Genomic DNA, 17,179 nt, shown 5'->3' on the forward strand with positions numbered 1-17,179 from the left:
GTGCGGTCAGCGGGCGCGGTTCAGGGTCTGCAGGGCTGCCTTCAGCAGCTGTCCGACCTGCGGACTGCCGCCCGCGGCTTCGGCCTGGGGCGCCACCGCGGTGACGGCCTCGTCGGCCTCGCGGGTGGCGTAGCCGAGGCCGATGAGGGCCGCGTGCAGCTGATCGCGCCAGCCCTGGGTCACCGGGGCGCCGACCGCGGGGAGGCCGACGGGCTCACCGAGCCGGTCCTTCAGCTCCAGCAGCAGTTTCTGCGCACCCTTCTTGCCGATGCCGGGGACCGCGGTGAGGGCCTTCTCGTCACTGATGGCGACGGCCCGGCGCAGCGCGTCCGGGCTGTGCACGGCGAGCATGGCCTGGGCCAGGCGGGGACCGACGCCACTCGCCGTCTGGAGCAACTCGAAGACCTGGCGCTCGTCGTCGTCGGCGAAGCCGTACAGGGTGAGGGAGTCCTCGCGGACCACCAGCGACGTGTGCAGCTTGGCGGGCTGCCCGATGCGCAGCGTCGACAGCGTGTTCGGCGTGCACTGGACGGCCATGCCGACACCGCCGACCTCGACGACCGCTGCGTCGGGGGCGAGCGCGGCGACCGTGCCGCTGACGAAGGCGATCATGCCGTACGGCCTTTCGTTGCGTTGACTGTGTGGCGGGCGACCGCCTGCTGGAGCCGGTTCTGGGCGGGGGCGCGCCAGATGTGGCAGATGGCGAGGGCGAGGGCGTCGGCGGCGTCGGCCGGTCTGGGCGGCGCGCTGAGCCGCAGCAGCCGGGTGACCATGGCGCCGACCTGCGCCTTGTCGGCACGTCCTGAGCCGGTGACGGCCGCCTTGACCTCGCTCGGGGTGTGCAGGGCGACGGGGATGCCGCGCCGGGCGGCGCACAGCATGGCCACGGCGCTGGCCTGGGCGGTGCCCATCACCGTACGCACGTTGTGCTGGCTGAAGACGCGCTCGACGGCGACGAACTCCGGCCGGTGCTCGTCCAGCCACTGCTCTACGCCCTGCTCGACGGCGAGGAGGCGGTGGCTGAGATCGGCGTCCACGGGCGTGCGCACGACTCCGACGCCGAGCATGGTGAGCGGGCGGCCCGCGACGCCCTCGACGACGCCGATACCGCACCGGGTCAGCCCGGGATCCACCCCCAGTACGCGCACCGCGCCCCTCCCCTCGCCGGCTCGATCAGCTGTTTGTGCAGGCTATCGGTTGCCACTGACAACGCCGTGCACCAGCGCCGGACAACGCGACGGGCCGACGGGTGTGTCCCGTCGGCCCGGTCAGGCAGCCGTACGCGTTACGCGTCGACCTTCTCCATGATCTCGTCGCTGACGTCGAAGTTGGCGAAGACGTTCTGCACGTCGTCGCTGTCCTCGAGCGCGTCGATCAGCTTGAAGATCTTCTTGGCGCCCTCCTCGTCCAGCTCGACCTGGACGGACGGCACGAAGCTGGACTCGGCGGAGTCGTAGTCGATGCCGGCCTCCTGGAGCGCGGTGCGCACCGCGACCAGGTCGGTGGCCTCGCTGATGACCTCGAAGGTCTCGCCGAGGTCGTTGACCTCCTCGGCGCCCGCGTCCAGGACGGCACCGAGGACGTCGTCCTCGGTGAGCTCGCCCTTGGGGACGATGACGACGCCCTTGCGGCTGAACATGTACGACACCGAGCCCGGGTCGGCCATGTTGCCGCCGTTGCGGGTCATGGCGACGCGGACGTCGGAGGCGGCGCGGTTGCGGTTGTCGGTGAGGCACTCGATGAGCACCGCGACACCGTTCGGGCCGTAGCCCTCGTACATGATCGTCTCGTAGTCGGCGCCACCGGCCTCGAGACCGCCACCGCGCTTGATCGCGGAGTCGATGTTCTTGTTCGGGACCGACTGCTTCTTGGCCTTCTGGACGGCGTCGTAGAGCGTCGGGTTGCCGTCGAGGTCCACGCCGCCCATCCGCGCCGCGACCTCGATGTTCTTGATCAGCTTCGCGAAGAGCTTGCCGCGCTTGGCGTCGATCACGGCCTTCTTGTGCTTCGTCGTGGCCCATTTAGAGTGGCCGGACATCTGCCTGTCTCCTTCGCGTAACCCATCTCTGCAACGAACTCCAGAGATCCTACAAGGACTCCGGTGTCCGGTTGGCGCGCACCATGTCGACGAACAGGGAGTGCACACGGTGGTCGCCGGTCAGTTCCGGGTGGAACGACGTGGCGAGCGAATTGCCCTGGCGGACGGCGACGATGTGGCCGTCGTGCTCGGCGAGCACCTCGGCCTCGGCGCCGACGGACTCCACCCAGGGGGCGCGGATGAAGACGCCCTCCACAGGATCGCCCGCGACGCCCCGCACGTCGACCGCGGCCTCGAAGGACTCGTTCTGCCGGCCGAAGGCGTTGCGGCGCACGATCATGTCGATGCCGCCGATCGTCTCCTGGCCCGAGCGCGGGTCGAGGATCTTGTCGGCGAGCATGATCATGCCGGCGCAGGTGCCGTAGACGGGCATGCCGCCGCGTACGCGCGCGCGAAGGGGCTCCATCACGCCGAACAGGATGGCCAGCTTGGAGATGGTGGTGGACTCCCCGCCGGGCAGGACGAGACCGTCGACCTCGGCGAGTTCCTCGGGGCGCCGCACCGGCCTGGCCACGGCGTCGGCCGCGGCCAGGGCGATGAGGTGCTCCCGTACGTCGCCCTGGAGGGCCAGGACGCCTATGACAGGAGTGTTCATGGGGTCAGTACCTGATGGTCCGGGGTTACCAGCCGCGGTTCGCGTAGCGCTCGGACTCGGGCAGGACGTCGCAGTTGATGCCGACCATGGCCTCGCCGAGGTTGCGGGACGCGTCCGCGATGATCTTCGGGTCGTCGTAGAAGGTGGTGGCCTTCACGATGGCGGCGGCACGCTTGGCCGGGTCGCCCGACTTGAAGATACCGGAGCCGACGAACACGCCCTCGGCGCCGAGCTGGCGCATCAGGGCCGCGTCGGCCGGGGTGGCGACGCCGCCGGCGGAGAACAGCACCACGGGGAGCTTGCCGAGCTCGGCGACCTCCTTGACCAGCTCGTACGGCGCGCGCAGCTCCTTGGCGGCGGCGTACAGCTCGTGGTTGTCGAAGCCGCGCAGCTTGGCGATCTCGTTCTTGATCTGGCGCAGGTGGCGGACGGCCTCCACGACGTTACCGGTGCCGGCCTCGCCCTTGGAGCGGATCATCGCGGCGCCCTCGGCGATACGGCGCAGGGCCTCGCCCAGGTTGGTGGCGCCACACACGAACGGGGTGGTGAAGGCCCACTTGTCGGAGTGGTTGACCTCGTCGGCCGGGGTGAGGACCTCGGACTCGTCGATGTAGTCGACGCCGAGGGCCTGCAGGACCTGGGCCTCGACGAAGTGGCCGATGCGGGACTTGGCCATCACCGGGATGGAGACGGCGTTGATGATGCCCTCGATCATGTCCGGGTCGGACATGCGGGCCACGCCGCCGTCCTTGCGGATGTCGGCCGGGACCCGCTCCAGGGCCATGACGGCGACTGCGCCCGCGTCCTCGGCGATCTTCGCCTGCTCCGGCGTGACGACGTCCATGATCACGCCGCCCTTGAGCTGCTCGGCCATGCCACGCTTCACGCGCGCGGTGCCGGTCTCGGGAGCCTGGTTGTCGATGGTGGACACGGGTGACCTCACTGAAGGGAAAGAGGGTTTCTCTGCAGCATCGAGAAAACGTGAGTGGACCAGGCCACAGCAAGGGCCAATGGCAAGCCGGTGGATCCTTTTCGTCCAGGGAGGGTTCCCCCGGGGTTCAGGAGGCCCGCTCCACCAGGGCCGCGGGGGGCTCGTCGTCCATCTCGAAGGCCAGCGGGAACGGGGCGTGGCCGGCCAGCCGGAACCAGCGGACCTTGCGGTGCTCACGGAGCCTGCGGGCGGCCCCCACGGCGTCGTTGTGGAAGCGGCGGGCCATGGGGACCCGGCGGACCGCCTCGGCCAGCTCACGGGCCGCCTCCTCCCCTCCTGGGGCCTCTCTGACGGCCTCCACCTGCGCCGGCTCCCCGAAAACCGCGCGCAGCGCCTGGCTCAGTTCGCTCTCGGCCACCTCCCGCTGCTCCTCCTCGGCCTGCCGCGCGGCGTGCGCGGCCTCGTACAGCACGATCGAGGCGGCCGGGTCCAGCACGCCCGAGGTGGCCAGTTCCTGCGCGACGGACGCCCGGCGCAGGAGCTGCGCGTCGAGCGCGGCGCGCGCGGCGTCCATCCGCACGTGCAGCCGGTCCAGCCGCCCGGCGGTCCAGCTCAGGTACACGCCGACGGCGACGAGCGCGACGAGGATCCAGATGAGGGTTGCGGTCACGGGCGGCAAGGCTACCGGGCGGCGTCACGGGCGTTCGAGGCGCTCCGTTAACGCCCCGGCAGCGCTTACGCGCGCCGTTGGCAGCCGGGAGCGCGGGGTGTGAGGGGACCGGCCGGATGCGAGGGGACCGGCGGGATGCGAGGGGACCGGTCGGGCGCGGCACGCCGGAATGCCGGACCGCCCGGCAGCTGCCGCCCAGCCGCTCCGGGGCGAACGAGCCCTGAGGATCCGGGGCGGAGGAGCCCTGAGGCGTGGGACGGCCGTACCCGCTGTCCTGTCCCGGCTGTCCCGACGGCTGTCCTGTCCCGGCTGTCCCGAACCGCCGAACGCCCCGCCCGCGGCCCCAGGACCGGTGCCAGGGCCGAACGCCCCGCCCGCCCGCGTCCTGGGGCCGCCCGGCCGAATCCTCGCCCGTGACCCCGAGCCCTGGCCCGGGCCCGACCGCCGAACCCCCGCCCGCAGGTCTCAGTCCCGTGCCAGGCCGAAACGGGCCCGTAGGCCTGTCGTGCGGTCGTCCGCCGCGACCGCTGCCGTGCCGGTCGTCACCGTCTCGTAGACGGACAGGATGTCGGCGCCGACCGTCGACCAGTCGAAGCGCCGTACGTGGGCGCTGCCGCGTTCGCGCAGTTCGGCCAGTCGCTCCGGGTCCCCCAGCAGGCGTACGGCGGCCTCGGCGAGCGCGTCGGCGTCCTCGTTGGCGAACACCTCGCCCGCCTCGCCCTGGTCGAGGACCTGTACGAAGGCGTCCAGGTCGGAGGCGAGTACGGGCGCGCCCGCCGACATCGCCTCGACCAGGATGATGCCGAAGCTCTCGCCGCCGGTGTTGGGCGCGACGTACAGGCCGACGCTGCGCAGGAAGCGCGCCTTGTCCTCGTCGCTGATCATGCCCAGGAACTCCACCCGCGAGCGCAGTTCCTTCGGCAGGTCCTCGACGGCCGCCTCCTCGTCACCGCGGCCCGCGACGAGCAGCCGGGCCTGCGGGCGGGCGGCCAGAATCTTCGGCAGGGCCCGCATGAGCACCGGCAGGCCCTTGCGGGGCTCGTCGATCCGGCCGATGAAGCCGATCGTGTCGCCCTGCCACTCCGGTTTCGGCTCGGCTTTGGCGAAGAAGTCCACGTCGACGCCGTTGGGGATGACGACCGCGTCCCCGCCGAGGTGTTCGACCAGGGTGCGGCGGGCGTACTCGCTGACCGCGATCCGTGCGCTGATCTTCTCCAGGGCGGCCTGCAGGATGGCGTACGCGGCGATCATCGCGCGCGAGCGCGGGTTGGAGGTGTGGAAGGTCGCCACGATGGGGCCCTGCGCCGCCCAGCAGGTCAGCAGGCCCAGCGACGGCGAGGTCGGTTCGTGGATGTGGACCACGTCGAAGGCGCCCTCGTGCAGCCAGCGCCGTACCCGCGCGGCGGACAGGAAGCCGAAGTTCAGCCGGGCCACCGAGCCGTTGTACGGCACCGGGACCGCACGGCCGGCCGAGACGACGTACGGCGGCAGCGGGGTGTCGTCGTCGGCCGGGGCGAGGACGGAGACGTCGTGGCCGAGGCGGATGAAGTACTCGGCGAGGTCACGGATGTGGAACTGGACGCCACCGGGCACGTCCCAGGAGTACGGGCAGACGATCCCGATTCTCACGAGGGTCCCTTCGCGGGGTCGAGGTCGGCGAGCCACAGCCGCTGGAGCATGTGCCAGTCCTCCGGGTGCTCGGCGATACCGGTGGCGAAGGCGTCGGCCAGCGCCTGTGTCATGACAGACGTCTTCTCGCCCCGCGTACCTGTCTCCGGTATGTCGATCGGGGGGTGGACCTGTCCGCGCATGACGGGTGAGTCGTCGTACCAGAGGGTGACCGGCAGCAGCAGCGCGCCGGTCTGCTGGGCGAGCAGCGCCGGGCCCGCGGGCATCCGGGCCTTCTCGCCGAAGAAGTCGACCTCGACGCCGGAGGCGGACAGGTCCCGGTCGGCTACCAGGCAGACCAGGCCGCCGTCGCGCAGCCGCCGGGCCAGGGTGCCGAAGGCGGAGCCGCCGCTGTGCGGCAGGACCTCCATGCCGAGGCCCTCGCGGTAGGCCACGAAACGGTCGTACAGCGTCTCGGGCTTCAGCCGCTCGGCGACCGTCGTGAACGGCGTCTCCAGCTCGGTGGTGACCCAGGCGCCCGCCAGGTCCCAGTTGGCCAGGTGCGGCAGGGCGAGGACGACGCCCCGTCCGGAGGCGAGCCCGTCGGTCAGATGGTGGATGTCCTTGGGGTCGAAGCCGGTCCTCACCCGCTCGGCGCTCCAGGCCGGCAGCCGGAAGGACTCCATCCAGTAGCGCAGGTACGAGCGCATGCCCGCACGGGACAGCTCGCGCAGCCGCTCCGGGCCGGCGCCGGGCACCACGCGCGCGTAGTTCGACTCCAGCCGCTGGACGCCCTTGCCGCGCTGCTTCCAGGCGAGGTCGGCGACGGTCTGCCCGAGGCGGGCCGCGACGGGCTCGGGGAGCTTCTTGACGGTGCTCCAGCCCAGCCCGTACAGCCCGTCGGTGAGACGTTCGGCGGCGCTCACTTCGCTGCCTCGCTGGGGCTCTGCCGGGCCGCCGCCTCTGCCTCGGCGGACTCGCGGCGGACGGTGACGACCCGCTGGACCAGCGTGACGAGGCTGCCGACGGCGACGATCCACAGGGCGATCGGCAGCAGCCACTGGATGCCCGGCACACCGAACTTGTGCAGGCCCGCCAAACCTGCCGCGACCAGGGAGATCACCAGCCGCTCGGCACGCTCGACGAGCCCGTTGACGGCGACCGGCAGCCCGATGGACTCGCCGCGCGCCTTGGTGTACGACACGACCTGGCCGCTGGCCAGGCAGAAGATCGAGACGGCGCACAGCACGTTGTCGTTCCCGTTGCCCGCGTACCAGAGCGCGAAGCCGCCGAAGATCGCGCCGTCGGCGACCCGGTCGAGGGTGGAGTCCAGGAAGGCGCCCCAGCGGCTGGAACGGCCCAGCTGACGGGCCATGTTGCCGTCGACCAGGTCGGAGAAGACGAACAGGGTGATCACGACCGTGCCCCAGAAGAACTCGCCCCTGGGGTAGAAGACCAGCGCGCCCGCCACCACTCCGGCCGTGCCGATGAGCGTGACCGTGTCGGGGCTCACGCCCCGGCGGATGAGAAACGCGGCGAACGGTGTGAGGACACGCGTGAAGAATGCACGCGCGTACTTGTTCAGCATGGCCTTCCCGACGGTCGGTGTCGCCGCGGCCCTGGTGGCCTCCGGCTGGCCCATCGTAGCCACGCGCGCGTGTGTGTGACGGGCGGGCACCGGCAGGCCGTGGCGCGAACCGGGGTGCACCGCCGTGCGCGGGGCGCGCGTGGCGCGATCGGCGTGCGCGGTTGTCGTTCGTATGGACGCAGCGTGACCGGAGTGGAAAGCTCGAATAACCGCGGGCGTCGCCGGAGCCGCCAAGCACGCGGGTCCCGCGTGTCCGCGCCCACAGTGACCTCACCGTGCACGGGAGGCAGGATCATGGGCGACAAGACTCAGACGCACCACCCCGGGGCCGCCGGCAGGGCTCTGGAGGCCGACCAGCCCGCATCCGTACGGAACGTGGTGCTGGTCGGCCACTCCGGTTCGGGCAAGACGACTCTGGTGGAGGCCCTCGCGCTGACCGCGGGGGCGGTCAACCGGGCCGGCCGCGTGGAGGACGGCGGCACCGTCTCCGACTACGACGAGATCGAGCACCGGCAGCAGCGCTCCGTGCAGCTCTCGCTCGTGCCGGTCGAATGGGACGGCATCAAGATCAACCTGCTGGACACCCCGGGATACGCCGACTTCGTCGGGGAACTCAGGGCCGGTCTGCGCGCCGCGGACGCGGCCCTCTTCGTCGTCTCCGCCTCGGACGGCGTGGACGGCTCGACCCGGATGGTCTGGGAGGAGTGCGCGGCCGTCGGTATGCCCCGGGCCATCGTGATCACGCACCTCGAGGCCGCGCGCGCGGACCTCGAGGAGATGACCCGGATCTGCGCGGAGGCCTTCGGCGGGGACGATCCCGACGCGGTGCTGCCGCTGTATCTGCCGCTGCGCGGCCCCGAGGGGCCCGACGGGCACGCGCCCGTGACCGGCCTGGTCGGGCTGCTGTCGCAGAAGCTGTTCGACTACTCGACCGGGGAGCGCAAGGAGTCGGAACCCGGCGAGGACCAGCTGCCGGACATCGAGGAGGCCCGCAACCGGCTCATCGAGGGGATCATCGCCGAGAGCGAGGACGAGACCCTCATGGACCGCTATCTCGGCGGTGAGGAGGTCGACGTCAAGACGCTGATCCAGGACCTGGAGCGGGCCGTCGCCCGCGGCGCGTTCTTCCCCGTCCTGGCCGCCGCGCCCGCCGCCGACGGCGCCAAACAGGGGCTCGGCACCATCGAGCTGCTGGAGTTGGTCACCGGCGGCTTCCCGACCCCGTTCGAGCACCCGCTGCCCGAGGTCACCGCCCTAGACGGCACGCCGCGCGAGCTGAAGCCGTGCGACACCGGCGGTCCGCTGGTCGCCGAGGTCGTCAAGACCTCCTCCGACCCCTACGTCGGCCGCGTCTCCCTGGTGCGCGTCTTCTCCGGCACCCTGCGCCCCGACCAGACGGTGCACGTATCCGGGCACGGGCTGACCGACCGCGGCCACGAGGACCACGACGTCGACGAGAAGGTCGGCGCCCTGTCGATGCCCTTCGGCAAGCAGCAGCGCCCGGTGACGCACGCCGTCGCCGGCGACCTGGTGAGCGTGGCCAAGCTCAGCCGGGCCGAGACCGGCGACACCCTCTCGTCGAAGGAGGACCCCCTCCTGATGGAGTCCTGGCGGATGCCCGATCCGCTGCTGCCGCTCGCCATCCAGGCGCACAGCAAGGCCGACGAGGACAAGCTCTCGCAGGGCCTGTCCCGTCTGGTGGCCGAGGACCCGACGATGCGTCTGGAGCAGAACCAGGACACCCACCAGGTGGTCCTGTGGTGCCTGGGCGAGGCCCATGCGGACGTCGCCCTGGAACGGCTGCGCAACCGCTACGGCGTCCAGGTCGACGTCGTACCGCACCGGGTCTCGCTGCGGGAGACGTTCGCGCACAAGGCCGCCGGACGCGGGCGGCACGTCAAGCAGTCCGGCGGGCACGGGCAGTACGCCATCTGCGAGATCGAGGTGGAGCCGCTGCCGGGCGGCTCGGGCATCGAGTTCGTGGACAAGGTGGTCGGCGGCGCCGTACCGCGCCAGTTCATCCCGTCCGTGGAGAAAGGCGTCCGCGCCCAGGCCGCCAAGGGCGTCGCCGCCGGATATCCGCTGGTGGACGTGCGGGTCACGCTGCTGGACGGCAAGGCGCACTCGGTGGACTCCTCCGACGCCGCGTTCCAGACGGCGGGCGCGCTCGCGCTCCGCGAGGCCGCCGCGGACACGAAGATCCATCTGCTGGAGCCGGTGGCCGAGGTGTCGGTGCTGGTCGGCGACGAGTACGTGGGCGCGGTCATGAGCGACCTGTCCGGCCGCCGCGGCCGGGTGCTCGGCACCGAGCAGGTGGGCTCGGGACGGACCCTGATCCGGGCCGAGGTGCCCGAGTTCGAGATCGGCCGGTACGCCGTCGATCTGCGCTCGCTGTCGCACGGCACGGCCCGGTTCGACCGCGCTTATGCCCGGCACGAGCCGATGCCGCCGCAGATCGCCGAACGGATCCGCGAACAGGCGGGCGACAATCCCTAGTTCACCGCACCCGGCAGGGTGTGCGGGCGGGCGGCTTCGGCCGTCCGCCCGCGGGTTGTCGGTGGCGGCGGATACGCTGATCACCTGATCGCGTCGTGCCACAGTCGTCCGGTTGTGGCGGTCGATCGGCGCGACCGCCTGGTCAACAGGTGTGCGGGGCGGGGAAGTCGGGAAGGCCGCAGGAGCGACACCGGCGGCCGAGGGGGCGGAATGTCGTTGGGAACGGAGTGGGACGGGCCTCAGGTGCCCGTCTCGGGCGACGAGGGTCAGGCGGCGACTTCCGCGCTGGCCTCCGCGGCGTACCGGGACAGCCCGATCGAGGAGATCAAGAAGGCCGACAACGAATGGCACGCGTCGACCGTCAACGTGGGCAGGATCGCGCTGCTGCGGCCCAATCTCGGTGAGGCGTTCTCGCGTGCCGTGGTCGCCCGGATGCTGGCGCCCGACCGCAAGCCGCTCATCCAGTCCTTCGGCTCCGAGCCCCAGTTCGTGGTCGAGCACTGCCTCGCGGCCAACAACATCCGCAGGGAGCGCGACAACCGCCTGACGGCGGTGACGCTCCTGTGCGGCGTTCTCTTCCTGCCCGGGCTGCTCGCCTGGCTGCTCGTCTTCCAGCTGCGCACGTTCGTCGCCAAGCGGGACGACAAGCGGGCCGGGACGCTCGCCACCGCCCTGCTCCTCGGCGTCGGTGTGCTCGCCGCGCTGTTCCTGATCAAGATGCCGTTCAGCGGCTTCTGGGGGTGGTACGCACGGGCGTGCGTCGTCCTCCCGGTGCTCGGCTGGTTCTGGGCAAAGCAGATCTGCGAGCGCACGGCCAAGGATCTGCGGGCCCGCTGGGACGGCCTGCTCTCGGGCACGAGCGTCGGCGCGAAGGTCCCCGAAGCGGTGCCGCGGGGACCGAACCAGACCGCCGCCGAGGAACTGCGCCAGTCGCTGGCCCGGCTCAGCGCCGAGCAGCAGTCCAACTCGGTCTTCTACGCCGGCCCCAAGGGCATACTCGGCATGGGCACCCGCTGGGGCGCGTGGCAGCTCGCCGAGGACCTGGTGCCCGCCGACCCGACCCGGGAGATCCACCCCTTCCGCAGCTGGGACGTCATACGCGCGATCCACGACCAGCTGGCCCTGCTGGAGCGCGGCCCGCTGAACACCGGCGGGTTCCCCAAAGCGTCCCTGAAGCACTGGATCGTGACGCCGATCGGCGAGGGGGCCACCGCGGTGTCCCGGCCCGAGGGCACCGACGTCGAGGCCTTCCAGGTCAAGCCGCACGCCATACAGGAGATCTGCAACAAGCAGCAGTTCGGCAGCGGCGACCGGCACTACCTGGGCGTGCAGTGGACGCTGTGGGACGGGCAGCTGGTCCTCACCATGCTGATCACGGTGACGGTGTTGCACGAGACGCTGCGCATCGAGGTGACCGGGCATGCGCTGGGACCGGTGAACCCGCTGTTCACCTCCAAGCCGGAGGCGCCGAGCAAGGAGGTCTCCAAGTCCCTCAAGCCGTGGGAGACCCGCAAGGTCATGCTGCCGCTGGTCACCACCGACGAGGTGGTCCGGCTCGCCGCCCGCGCCCCGCTGACCTGGTACCCGCCGCTGCTCGGCTGGCTCGGCGGCTCGCTCGTCCTGCCGGAGCCGTTCGGCCTGCGGCACGCCTGGGCCGACCAGCCCTGGCGACACCGCTTCATGGCCGACGACGCGCTGCGGGCCGCCACGCCGGTGCTGCGTGTGGTGCACTCGGCGGCGATCAGGGTGCTGGAGGAGAACGGCGTGGACACGGAGAAGTTCGGTACGCGCTCGTCCTTCCTCAGCGGGCAGGTGCAGGATCCGACCCCGAAGAAGGCGGACCTGTACGACGCGTAGGCCTCCGGCGGGTCGGCCGGTGCGGACGCGTGGCGGTTGCGGTTCCCGGGCTGCCGTCCCCAGCCCCCGCCACCGGGCACCGGCCACCGGACGGGCTGCTTCCTACGCCGGCCAGGCCTCCGCCAGCATCTTCCTGGTGTCCGCCAGCAGCTGCGGAAGGACCCTCGTGTGGCCCACGACCGGCATGAAGTTCGTGTCCCCGCCCCAGCGGGGGACGATGTGCTGGTGCAGGTGGGCGGCGATGCCGGCGCCCGCGACCGTGCCCTGGTTCATGCCGATGTTGAAGCCGTGCGCGCCGGACGCGGTGCGCAGGGCCGCCATCGCCTGCTTGGTCAGCTCGGCCAGCTCGGCGGTCTCCGGCCCGTTCAGCTCGGTGTAGTCGGCGACGTGCCGGTACGGCACGGTCATGAGATGGCCGCCGTTGTACGGGTAGAGGTTGAGGACGGCGTACACGTGCTCGCCGCGCCGGACGACCAGTCCGTCCTCGTCGGACTTGGCCGGGATCGAGCAGAAGGGACAGCCGTCCTCGGCCCCCGGACCGCTCGGCTTGTTCTCACCCTGGATGTAGGCCATCCGGTGGGGCGTCCACAGGCGCTGGAACGCGTCCTGCGTCCCCACTCCGATCTGCTGCTCCGGCTCAATCGTCATGTTAGGCAGCATATGGCTTCGCCCCTGCTCGGCGTGTCGCCGGGGCGGCAGCGGGAAGGTCACCGGCCAAGCTTGGCCGGTGGACGACGACAGCCGTGCGGAGCGCTGGGAGCAGCGCACCGAGATCCCCCTCTTCCTGGCGTCGCTGGTCTTCCTGGCCGCGTATGCCACTCGTGTCCTGGCCCCCGGCCTGCCCGGCTTCTGGCGGGACCTGTGCCTGATCGTCCTGCTCGCCCTATGGCTGGTGTTCGCCGCGGACTACGCGGTGCGCTGGCGGCTCAGCGGTCAGGGCCTGCGCTTCGTCCCCACGCACGTGCTGCACACGGCCGTGGTCATCCTCCCGCTGCTGCGCCCGCTGCGGATCGTTCCGCTGTACGACGTCGTGCAGCGCCGGCGTGGGGAGTCCCGGCTCTCGCTGTACGCGCGGGTGATCTCCTACGCGGGTCTGTCCACCGTGCTGCTCGGCTTCTCCGGCGCGCTCGCGGTCTACCAGGTGGAACGCGGGGCGCCCGGCACCACCATGCACACGTTCGGGGACGCCGTGTGGTGGGCCGCCTCGACGCTCAGCACGGTCGGCTACGGCGACGTGGTGCCGGTGACCCCGCTCGGCCGGGCGATCGCGATCGGGATGATGGCCGGCGGCCTCGCCCTGCTGGGCGCGGTGACCGGCTCGTTCTCGTCCTGGCTGATGCGGACCTTCACCCGCGAAGGAGACGAGAGGCCCCCGAGAGGCTGAGCCTCCCGGGGGCCTTCGCACGGGGCAGGGGCCGGCCGGATCAGACCTGGGCCCGCTCCGCGACGACCTTCGCGATCTTGGCGATGGCCTCGTCGAACGGGATGCCGTTCTCCTGGGAGCCGTCGCGGTAGCGGAAGGACACCGAACCGCCCGACATGTCCTCGTCGCCCGCGATGACCATGAAGGGCACCTTCTGCTTCTGGGCGTTGCGGATCTTCTTCTGCATGCGGTCCGAGGAGGAGTCCACCTCGACGCGCAGGCCCTGCTTGCGGGCCGCCGCCGCGAACTTCTCCAGGTACTCCACGTGCGCGTCGCCGATCGGGATGCCGAGCGCCTGGACGGGGGCCAGCCAGGCCGGGAAGGCGCCCGCGTAGTGCTCCAGCAGCACGGCGAAGAACCGCTCGATGGAGCCGAACAGCGCGCGGTGGATCATCACCGGGCGCTGCTTGGAGCCGTCCGGGCCGGTGTACTCCAGGTTGAAGCGCTCGGGCAGGTTGAAGTCGAGCTGGATCGTCGACATCTGCCAGGTGCGGCCGATGGCGTCCTTGGCCTGGACGGAGATCTTCGGGCCGTAGAAGGCGGCGCCGCCCGGGTCCGGGACCAGCGGGAGGCCCTGCTTCTCGGCAACCTGGCGCAGCGTCTCGGTCGCCTCCTCCCAGACCTCGTCGGAGCCGACGAACTTCTCCGGGTCCTTGGTGGACAGCTCGAGGTAGAAGTCGGTCAGGCCGTAGTCGCGCAGCAGGCCGAGGACGAAGGTGAGCGTCTTGTCCAGCTCCTCGGACATCTGCTCACGGGTGCAGTAGATGTGCGCGTCGTCCTGGGTGAAGCCGCGGGCACGGGTGAGGCCGTGCACGACGCCCGACTTCTCGTACCGGTAGACGGTCCCGAACTCGAAAAGGCGCAGCGGAAGTTCGCGGTAGGAGCGGCCGCGCGCGTCGAAGATCAGGTTGTGCATCGGGCAGTTCATGGGCTTGAGGTAGTAGTCCACGCCCTCGTCGAGCTGCATGGGCGGGTACATGCCCTCGGCGTACCAGTCCAGGTGCCCGGACGTCTCGAAGAGCTTCCCCTTCGTCGCGTGCGGGGTGTAGACGAACTCGTAGCCCTCTTCCTCGTGGCGGCGCCGCGAGTAGTCCTCCATGACCCGGCGGACGATGCCGCCCTTGGGGTGGAAGACGGCGAGGCCGGAGCCGATCTGCTCCGGGATGGAGAACAGGTCGAGCTCGTTGCCCAGCTTGCGGTGGTCGCGCTTCTCGGCCTCGGCGAGGAAGTCCAGGTACGCCTTCAGCTCGTCCTTGGACGGCCAGGCGGTGCCGTAGATGCGCTGCAGCATGGGGTTCTTCTCGCTGCCGCGCCAATAGGCGGCCGCGTTGCGCATCAGCTTGAACGCCGGGATGAGGCGGGTCGAGGGCAGGTGGGGACCGCGGCAGAGGTCCTTCCAGCACAGCTCGCCCGTCTTGGCGTCCAGGTTGTCGTAGATCGTCAGCTCACCGGCGCCGACCTCGACGTCCGCGCCGTCGTCGGAGGAGGCCGAGCCCTTGAGACCGATCAGCTCCAGCTTGTACGGCTCGGCGGCCAGCTCCTCGCGGGCGGCCTCGTCGGTGACCACACGGCGGGAGAAGCGCTGCCCCCGCTTCTGGATCTCCTGCATCTTCTTCTCGATGGCCTTGAGATCCTCGGGGGTGAACGGCTTCTCGACGTCGAAGTCGTAGTAGAAGCCGTCCTTGACGGGCGGGCCGATGCCCAGCTTGGCCTCGGGGAACAGCTCCTGCACGGCCTGCGCCATGACGTGCGCGGTGGAGTGGCGAAGGATGTTCAGGCCGTCCTCAGACGCGATCTCGACGCCCTCGACCTCATCGCCCTCGGAAAGCTCGTGCGCGAGGTCCTTCAGCTCGCCGCCCACGCGCGCGGCGATGATCGAACGCTCGCCCGCGAAGAGGTCGGCGGCCGTAGTGCCCGTCGTCACCACGCGTTCTTCCCGCTCGGAATCGCGCTGGATGATCACACGGACGTCTGACACCGGTCTCTCCTGACTGAAGGTGGGTGCGGCGCCATACCAGGAGCGCGCGCACTGGCGATCGTACCGACCTCACGGCGCCGACCGCGAAACGGTCACCCTCGGTCCCCGTCCGTCCACAGTCTCAGTCCGCGTCGCCGTAGCCTTCCCCGCACGCCTCCTCGAAGAAGTCGAGGTTCTCCTGCAGGGACTTCATCAGCCGGTCCCGCTCCCCCTCGTCGACCTGCACGGGTACGACGCCGGACGCGCCGGTGAGCCGGCGGAAGCCGCCCCGCCGCTCCAGCCGGCCCTGCACCCGCACCGGAAGTCCGACGAGGTGGGCGTGGCCGGCGATGCGGTAGTCCTCCTCGTCCAGGGTGACGCGGACGTGCGGTATGTCGGCGCCCGCGAGGACGCGCAGCCGTACGGTGCCCTCGCCTCCGGGTCCGGAGCGGCGCATGCGGACGACCGCGCCGGTGAGGCGGACCGGCACGGAGGGTTCCTCGCGCACGTAGCGGGCGGCGGCCTCGCGCAGCACGGGCAGGTCGCCGGGCGAGAACTCGACGGGTTCGGCGGAGGGCGCGCAGCCTTCGGGAACGCCGGCGCCGGGTGCCCAGGCGACGGCGATCCGGGCGCCCTCGGTGCCCCGGACGAGCGCGGCCAGCGCCTCGGTCAGTTCACGGCTGACGCCGGCCTCGACGGCTCCGTCGAATGCGTCCATGCCGCCGGTGGCCCGCTGGTAGTCGACGGCCTCCCGGGCGGCGTACAGGGCCTGGTGGAGGCGGACCGTGAGGGGGCGGCCGGTGGGCACGGGCACGAAGGCGGTGAGGGTGCGGCCCTCGGCGGCGGGTCCGACGAGGACGTCCTGGAGGAGCGCGGCGGCTGCGCGGCGGTGGCGGGCGCCGTAGTAGCCGGCACGCGCGCGAGTGGCGAGCGCGGCGGCGAGCAGCATCTGCCGTACGGCACCGCGCAGTTGCTCGTCGGCACCCCAGGGAGCGGCGCCGACGGGTCCGGTCGGGGTGTCGCGCCACCAGCGGATCTCGTCACTGGGCGCGGCGAGGGAGATCAGCACCTCGCGGGCGGCGGGCGCCTCGCTGCGGGCGAGGGCGTCGAGGGCCTCGCCGAGCAGGTCGTCGCTGTCCGGGAAGGCCCGGCTCTCCGGCACCAGCAGGCTGGTTCCGCCGCCGCCCGGCCCCGGCGGGGTCCAGCGGCCGTAGCGTCCCGGTGCTCCGCCGCGCCGCTGCCAGCCGTGCCGAAGCAGCAGGGCTCCGAGCACGGCGGGGTCGACCTGGGCGGGGTCGGGGGGCCGGTGCCGGGCGGGGTCCTCGGGATGCGGCCGGACCTGGCGCGGCAGCTCCTCGTGCGGTCGGCTCCTCATGGCCTGCCTCCCGTCCCGACCCGCGTCATGATCTCGCAGAGCGCCCGGTCGTCGAAGATGCGCGAGGTCGGGATCCGCACGGTGGTCCGGTTCCGGCCAGTGATGGCGTGGCCGGCGAGATTGACCCAGTAGCAGCAGTGCCTGAGGTCGAGCCGGTCGTGGCTGGCGCGCAGCCAGTCGTCCTGCGAGCGCGGGACGAGCATGACGACCAGGATCTTGTGCACCGAGACGGGTGTGCGGGCGAGCTTGCGCAGATGGTCGTTGTCGAGGGTGAACGAGAACGAGCGCCCCGGAGGGTTCGGCGCGACCTGGTACGTGGCCTTCAGCTGGACCTTGATGGTCACCTCGTCGTCGACGGTGTGTCCGGGCGCGCTGTGGCTGACGTGCCAGTCGATGCCGTTGTCCGGGAAGGGCTGGGACAGCGAGCAGCCGGCCGCGGCGGCGACCGCGTGCAGATAGCCGACCTGCAGTGTCTCCATGCAGGCGGTGGTGGCGAGCGTGCCGCGAAGGGGGCCCGTGCGATCGGGCAGCAGCCCGCCCCGCTCGGGCTGCAGAGTGGCCATGACCAACAGCCTTCCAAG

The 17,179-nt window shown here is 71.4% G+C and carries 16 protein-coding genes; 3 read left to right on the forward strand and 13 right to left on the reverse strand.

Annotated elements, in window-relative coordinates:
• Nucleotides 1–6: 6 nt before the first annotated feature.
• The 9 genes from ruvA to pgsA all read right to left on the reverse strand — a co-directional run bounded on the left by ruvA (nucleotide 7) and on the right by pgsA (nucleotide 7,544).
• Complete coding sequence (ruvA, locus tag ABZ919_RS21870) at nucleotides 7–612, reverse strand: Holliday junction branch migration protein RuvA (RefSeq protein WP_361250250.1); 606 nt, start codon at nucleotides 610–612, stop codon at nucleotides 7–9.
• Complete coding sequence (gene ruvC / locus ABZ919_RS21875; RefSeq protein ID WP_361250253.1) at nucleotides 609–1,148, reverse strand: crossover junction endodeoxyribonuclease RuvC; 540 nt, start codon at nucleotides 1,146–1,148, stop codon at nucleotides 609–611. The genes ruvA and ruvC overlap by 4 nt, the downstream gene beginning before the upstream one ends.
• A 137-nt stretch (nucleotides 1,149–1,285) precedes the next feature.
• A complete protein-coding gene (locus ABZ919_RS21880; RefSeq protein WP_361250256.1) occupies nucleotides 1,286–2,038 on the reverse strand; it encodes a YebC/PmpR family DNA-binding transcriptional regulator in 753 nt (250 codons plus the stop codon).
• A gap of 49 nt (nucleotides 2,039–2,087) precedes the next feature.
• Nucleotides 2,088–2,693, reverse strand: coding sequence for a pyridoxal 5'-phosphate synthase glutaminase subunit PdxT (pdxT, locus tag ABZ919_RS21885; protein WP_361250259.1), 606 nt, complete (start codon nucleotides 2,691–2,693; stop codon nucleotides 2,088–2,090).
• Nucleotides 2,694–2,718: 25 nt separating this feature from the next.
• On the reverse strand, nucleotides 2,719–3,624 hold the full coding sequence (pdxS, locus tag ABZ919_RS21890) for a pyridoxal 5'-phosphate synthase lyase subunit PdxS (RefSeq protein ID WP_361250262.1): 906 nt from the start codon (nucleotides 3,622–3,624) through the stop codon (nucleotides 2,719–2,721).
• A 127-nt stretch (nucleotides 3,625–3,751) separates the two neighbouring features.
• Nucleotides 3,752–4,294: a hypothetical protein gene (locus tag ABZ919_RS21895; protein ID WP_361250265.1), complete on the reverse strand. Its 543-nt coding sequence runs from the start codon at nucleotides 4,292–4,294 to the stop codon at nucleotides 3,752–3,754.
• Nucleotides 4,295–4,759: 465 nt separating this feature from the next.
• Nucleotides 4,760–5,923, reverse strand: a complete 1,164-nt coding sequence (locus ABZ919_RS21900) for a glycosyltransferase family 4 protein (protein WP_361250267.1) — start codon at nucleotides 5,921–5,923, stop codon at nucleotides 4,760–4,762.
• Entirely contained in the window at nucleotides 5,920–6,828 is a 909-nt protein-coding gene (locus tag ABZ919_RS21905) for a phosphatidylinositol mannoside acyltransferase (RefSeq protein ID WP_361250270.1), read from the reverse strand. Before ABZ919_RS21905 ends, ABZ919_RS21900 begins: the two co-directional genes overlap by 4 nt.
• On the reverse strand, nucleotides 6,825–7,544 hold the full coding sequence (gene pgsA, locus ABZ919_RS21910) for a phosphatidylinositol phosphate synthase (RefSeq protein ID WP_361250608.1): 720 nt from the start codon (nucleotides 7,542–7,544) through the stop codon (nucleotides 6,825–6,827). The genes ABZ919_RS21905 and pgsA overlap by 4 nt, the downstream gene beginning before the upstream one ends.
• A 240-nt stretch (nucleotides 7,545–7,784) precedes the next feature.
• Here pgsA and ABZ919_RS21915 point away from each other — a divergent pair, with 240 nt between their 5' ends.
• Both ABZ919_RS21915 and ABZ919_RS21920 read left to right on the forward strand, forming a co-directional pair.
• Nucleotides 7,785–9,986 (forward strand): elongation factor G-like protein EF-G2, encoded by a 2,202-nt coding sequence (locus tag ABZ919_RS21915; protein ID WP_361250273.1) that lies wholly within the window; start codon nucleotides 7,785–7,787, stop codon nucleotides 9,984–9,986.
• Between the two features lie 210 nt (nucleotides 9,987–10,196).
• Entirely contained in the window at nucleotides 10,197–11,843 is a 1,647-nt protein-coding gene (locus ABZ919_RS21920; protein WP_361250276.1) for a hypothetical protein, read from the forward strand.
• A gap of 102 nt (nucleotides 11,844–11,945) precedes the next feature.
• Here ABZ919_RS21920 and ABZ919_RS21925 read toward each other — a convergent pair whose 3' ends face one another.
• Entirely contained in the window at nucleotides 11,946–12,503 is a 558-nt protein-coding gene (locus ABZ919_RS21925) for an HIT domain-containing protein (protein WP_361250279.1), read from the reverse strand.
• 67 nt (nucleotides 12,504–12,570) lie between these two features.
• Between ABZ919_RS21925 and ABZ919_RS21930 the strand changes: the two genes are divergently transcribed.
• Complete coding sequence (locus ABZ919_RS21930) at nucleotides 12,571–13,227, forward strand: ion channel (RefSeq protein ID WP_361250282.1); 657 nt, start codon at nucleotides 12,571–12,573, stop codon at nucleotides 13,225–13,227.
• A gap of 40 nt (nucleotides 13,228–13,267) precedes the next feature.
• Here ABZ919_RS21930 and thrS read toward each other — a convergent pair whose 3' ends face one another.
• The 3 genes from thrS to ABZ919_RS21945 form a co-directional block, all read right to left on the reverse strand.
• The gene (thrS, locus tag ABZ919_RS21935; protein WP_361250285.1) at nucleotides 13,268–15,244 is read right to left on the reverse strand and encodes a threonine--tRNA ligase; all 1,977 of its coding nucleotides are present in this window, start codon (nucleotides 15,242–15,244) and stop codon (nucleotides 13,268–13,270) included.
• 121 nt (nucleotides 15,245–15,365) lie between these two features.
• Entirely contained in the window at nucleotides 15,366–16,598 is a 1,233-nt protein-coding gene (locus ABZ919_RS21940) for a hypothetical protein (RefSeq protein ID WP_361250288.1), read from the reverse strand.
• Nucleotides 16,595–17,161, reverse strand: a complete 567-nt coding sequence (locus ABZ919_RS21945; RefSeq protein WP_361250290.1) for a DUF4365 domain-containing protein — start codon at nucleotides 17,159–17,161, stop codon at nucleotides 16,595–16,597. Before ABZ919_RS21945 ends, ABZ919_RS21940 begins: the two co-directional genes overlap by 4 nt.
• Between the last annotated feature and the right edge of the window lie 18 nt (nucleotides 17,162–17,179).

This window comes from Streptomyces sp. NPDC046759 (genome assembly GCF_040645475.1).
In the GTDB taxonomy this organism is placed as follows: Bacteria; Actinomycetota; Actinomycetes; order Streptomycetales; family Streptomycetaceae; genus Streptomyces.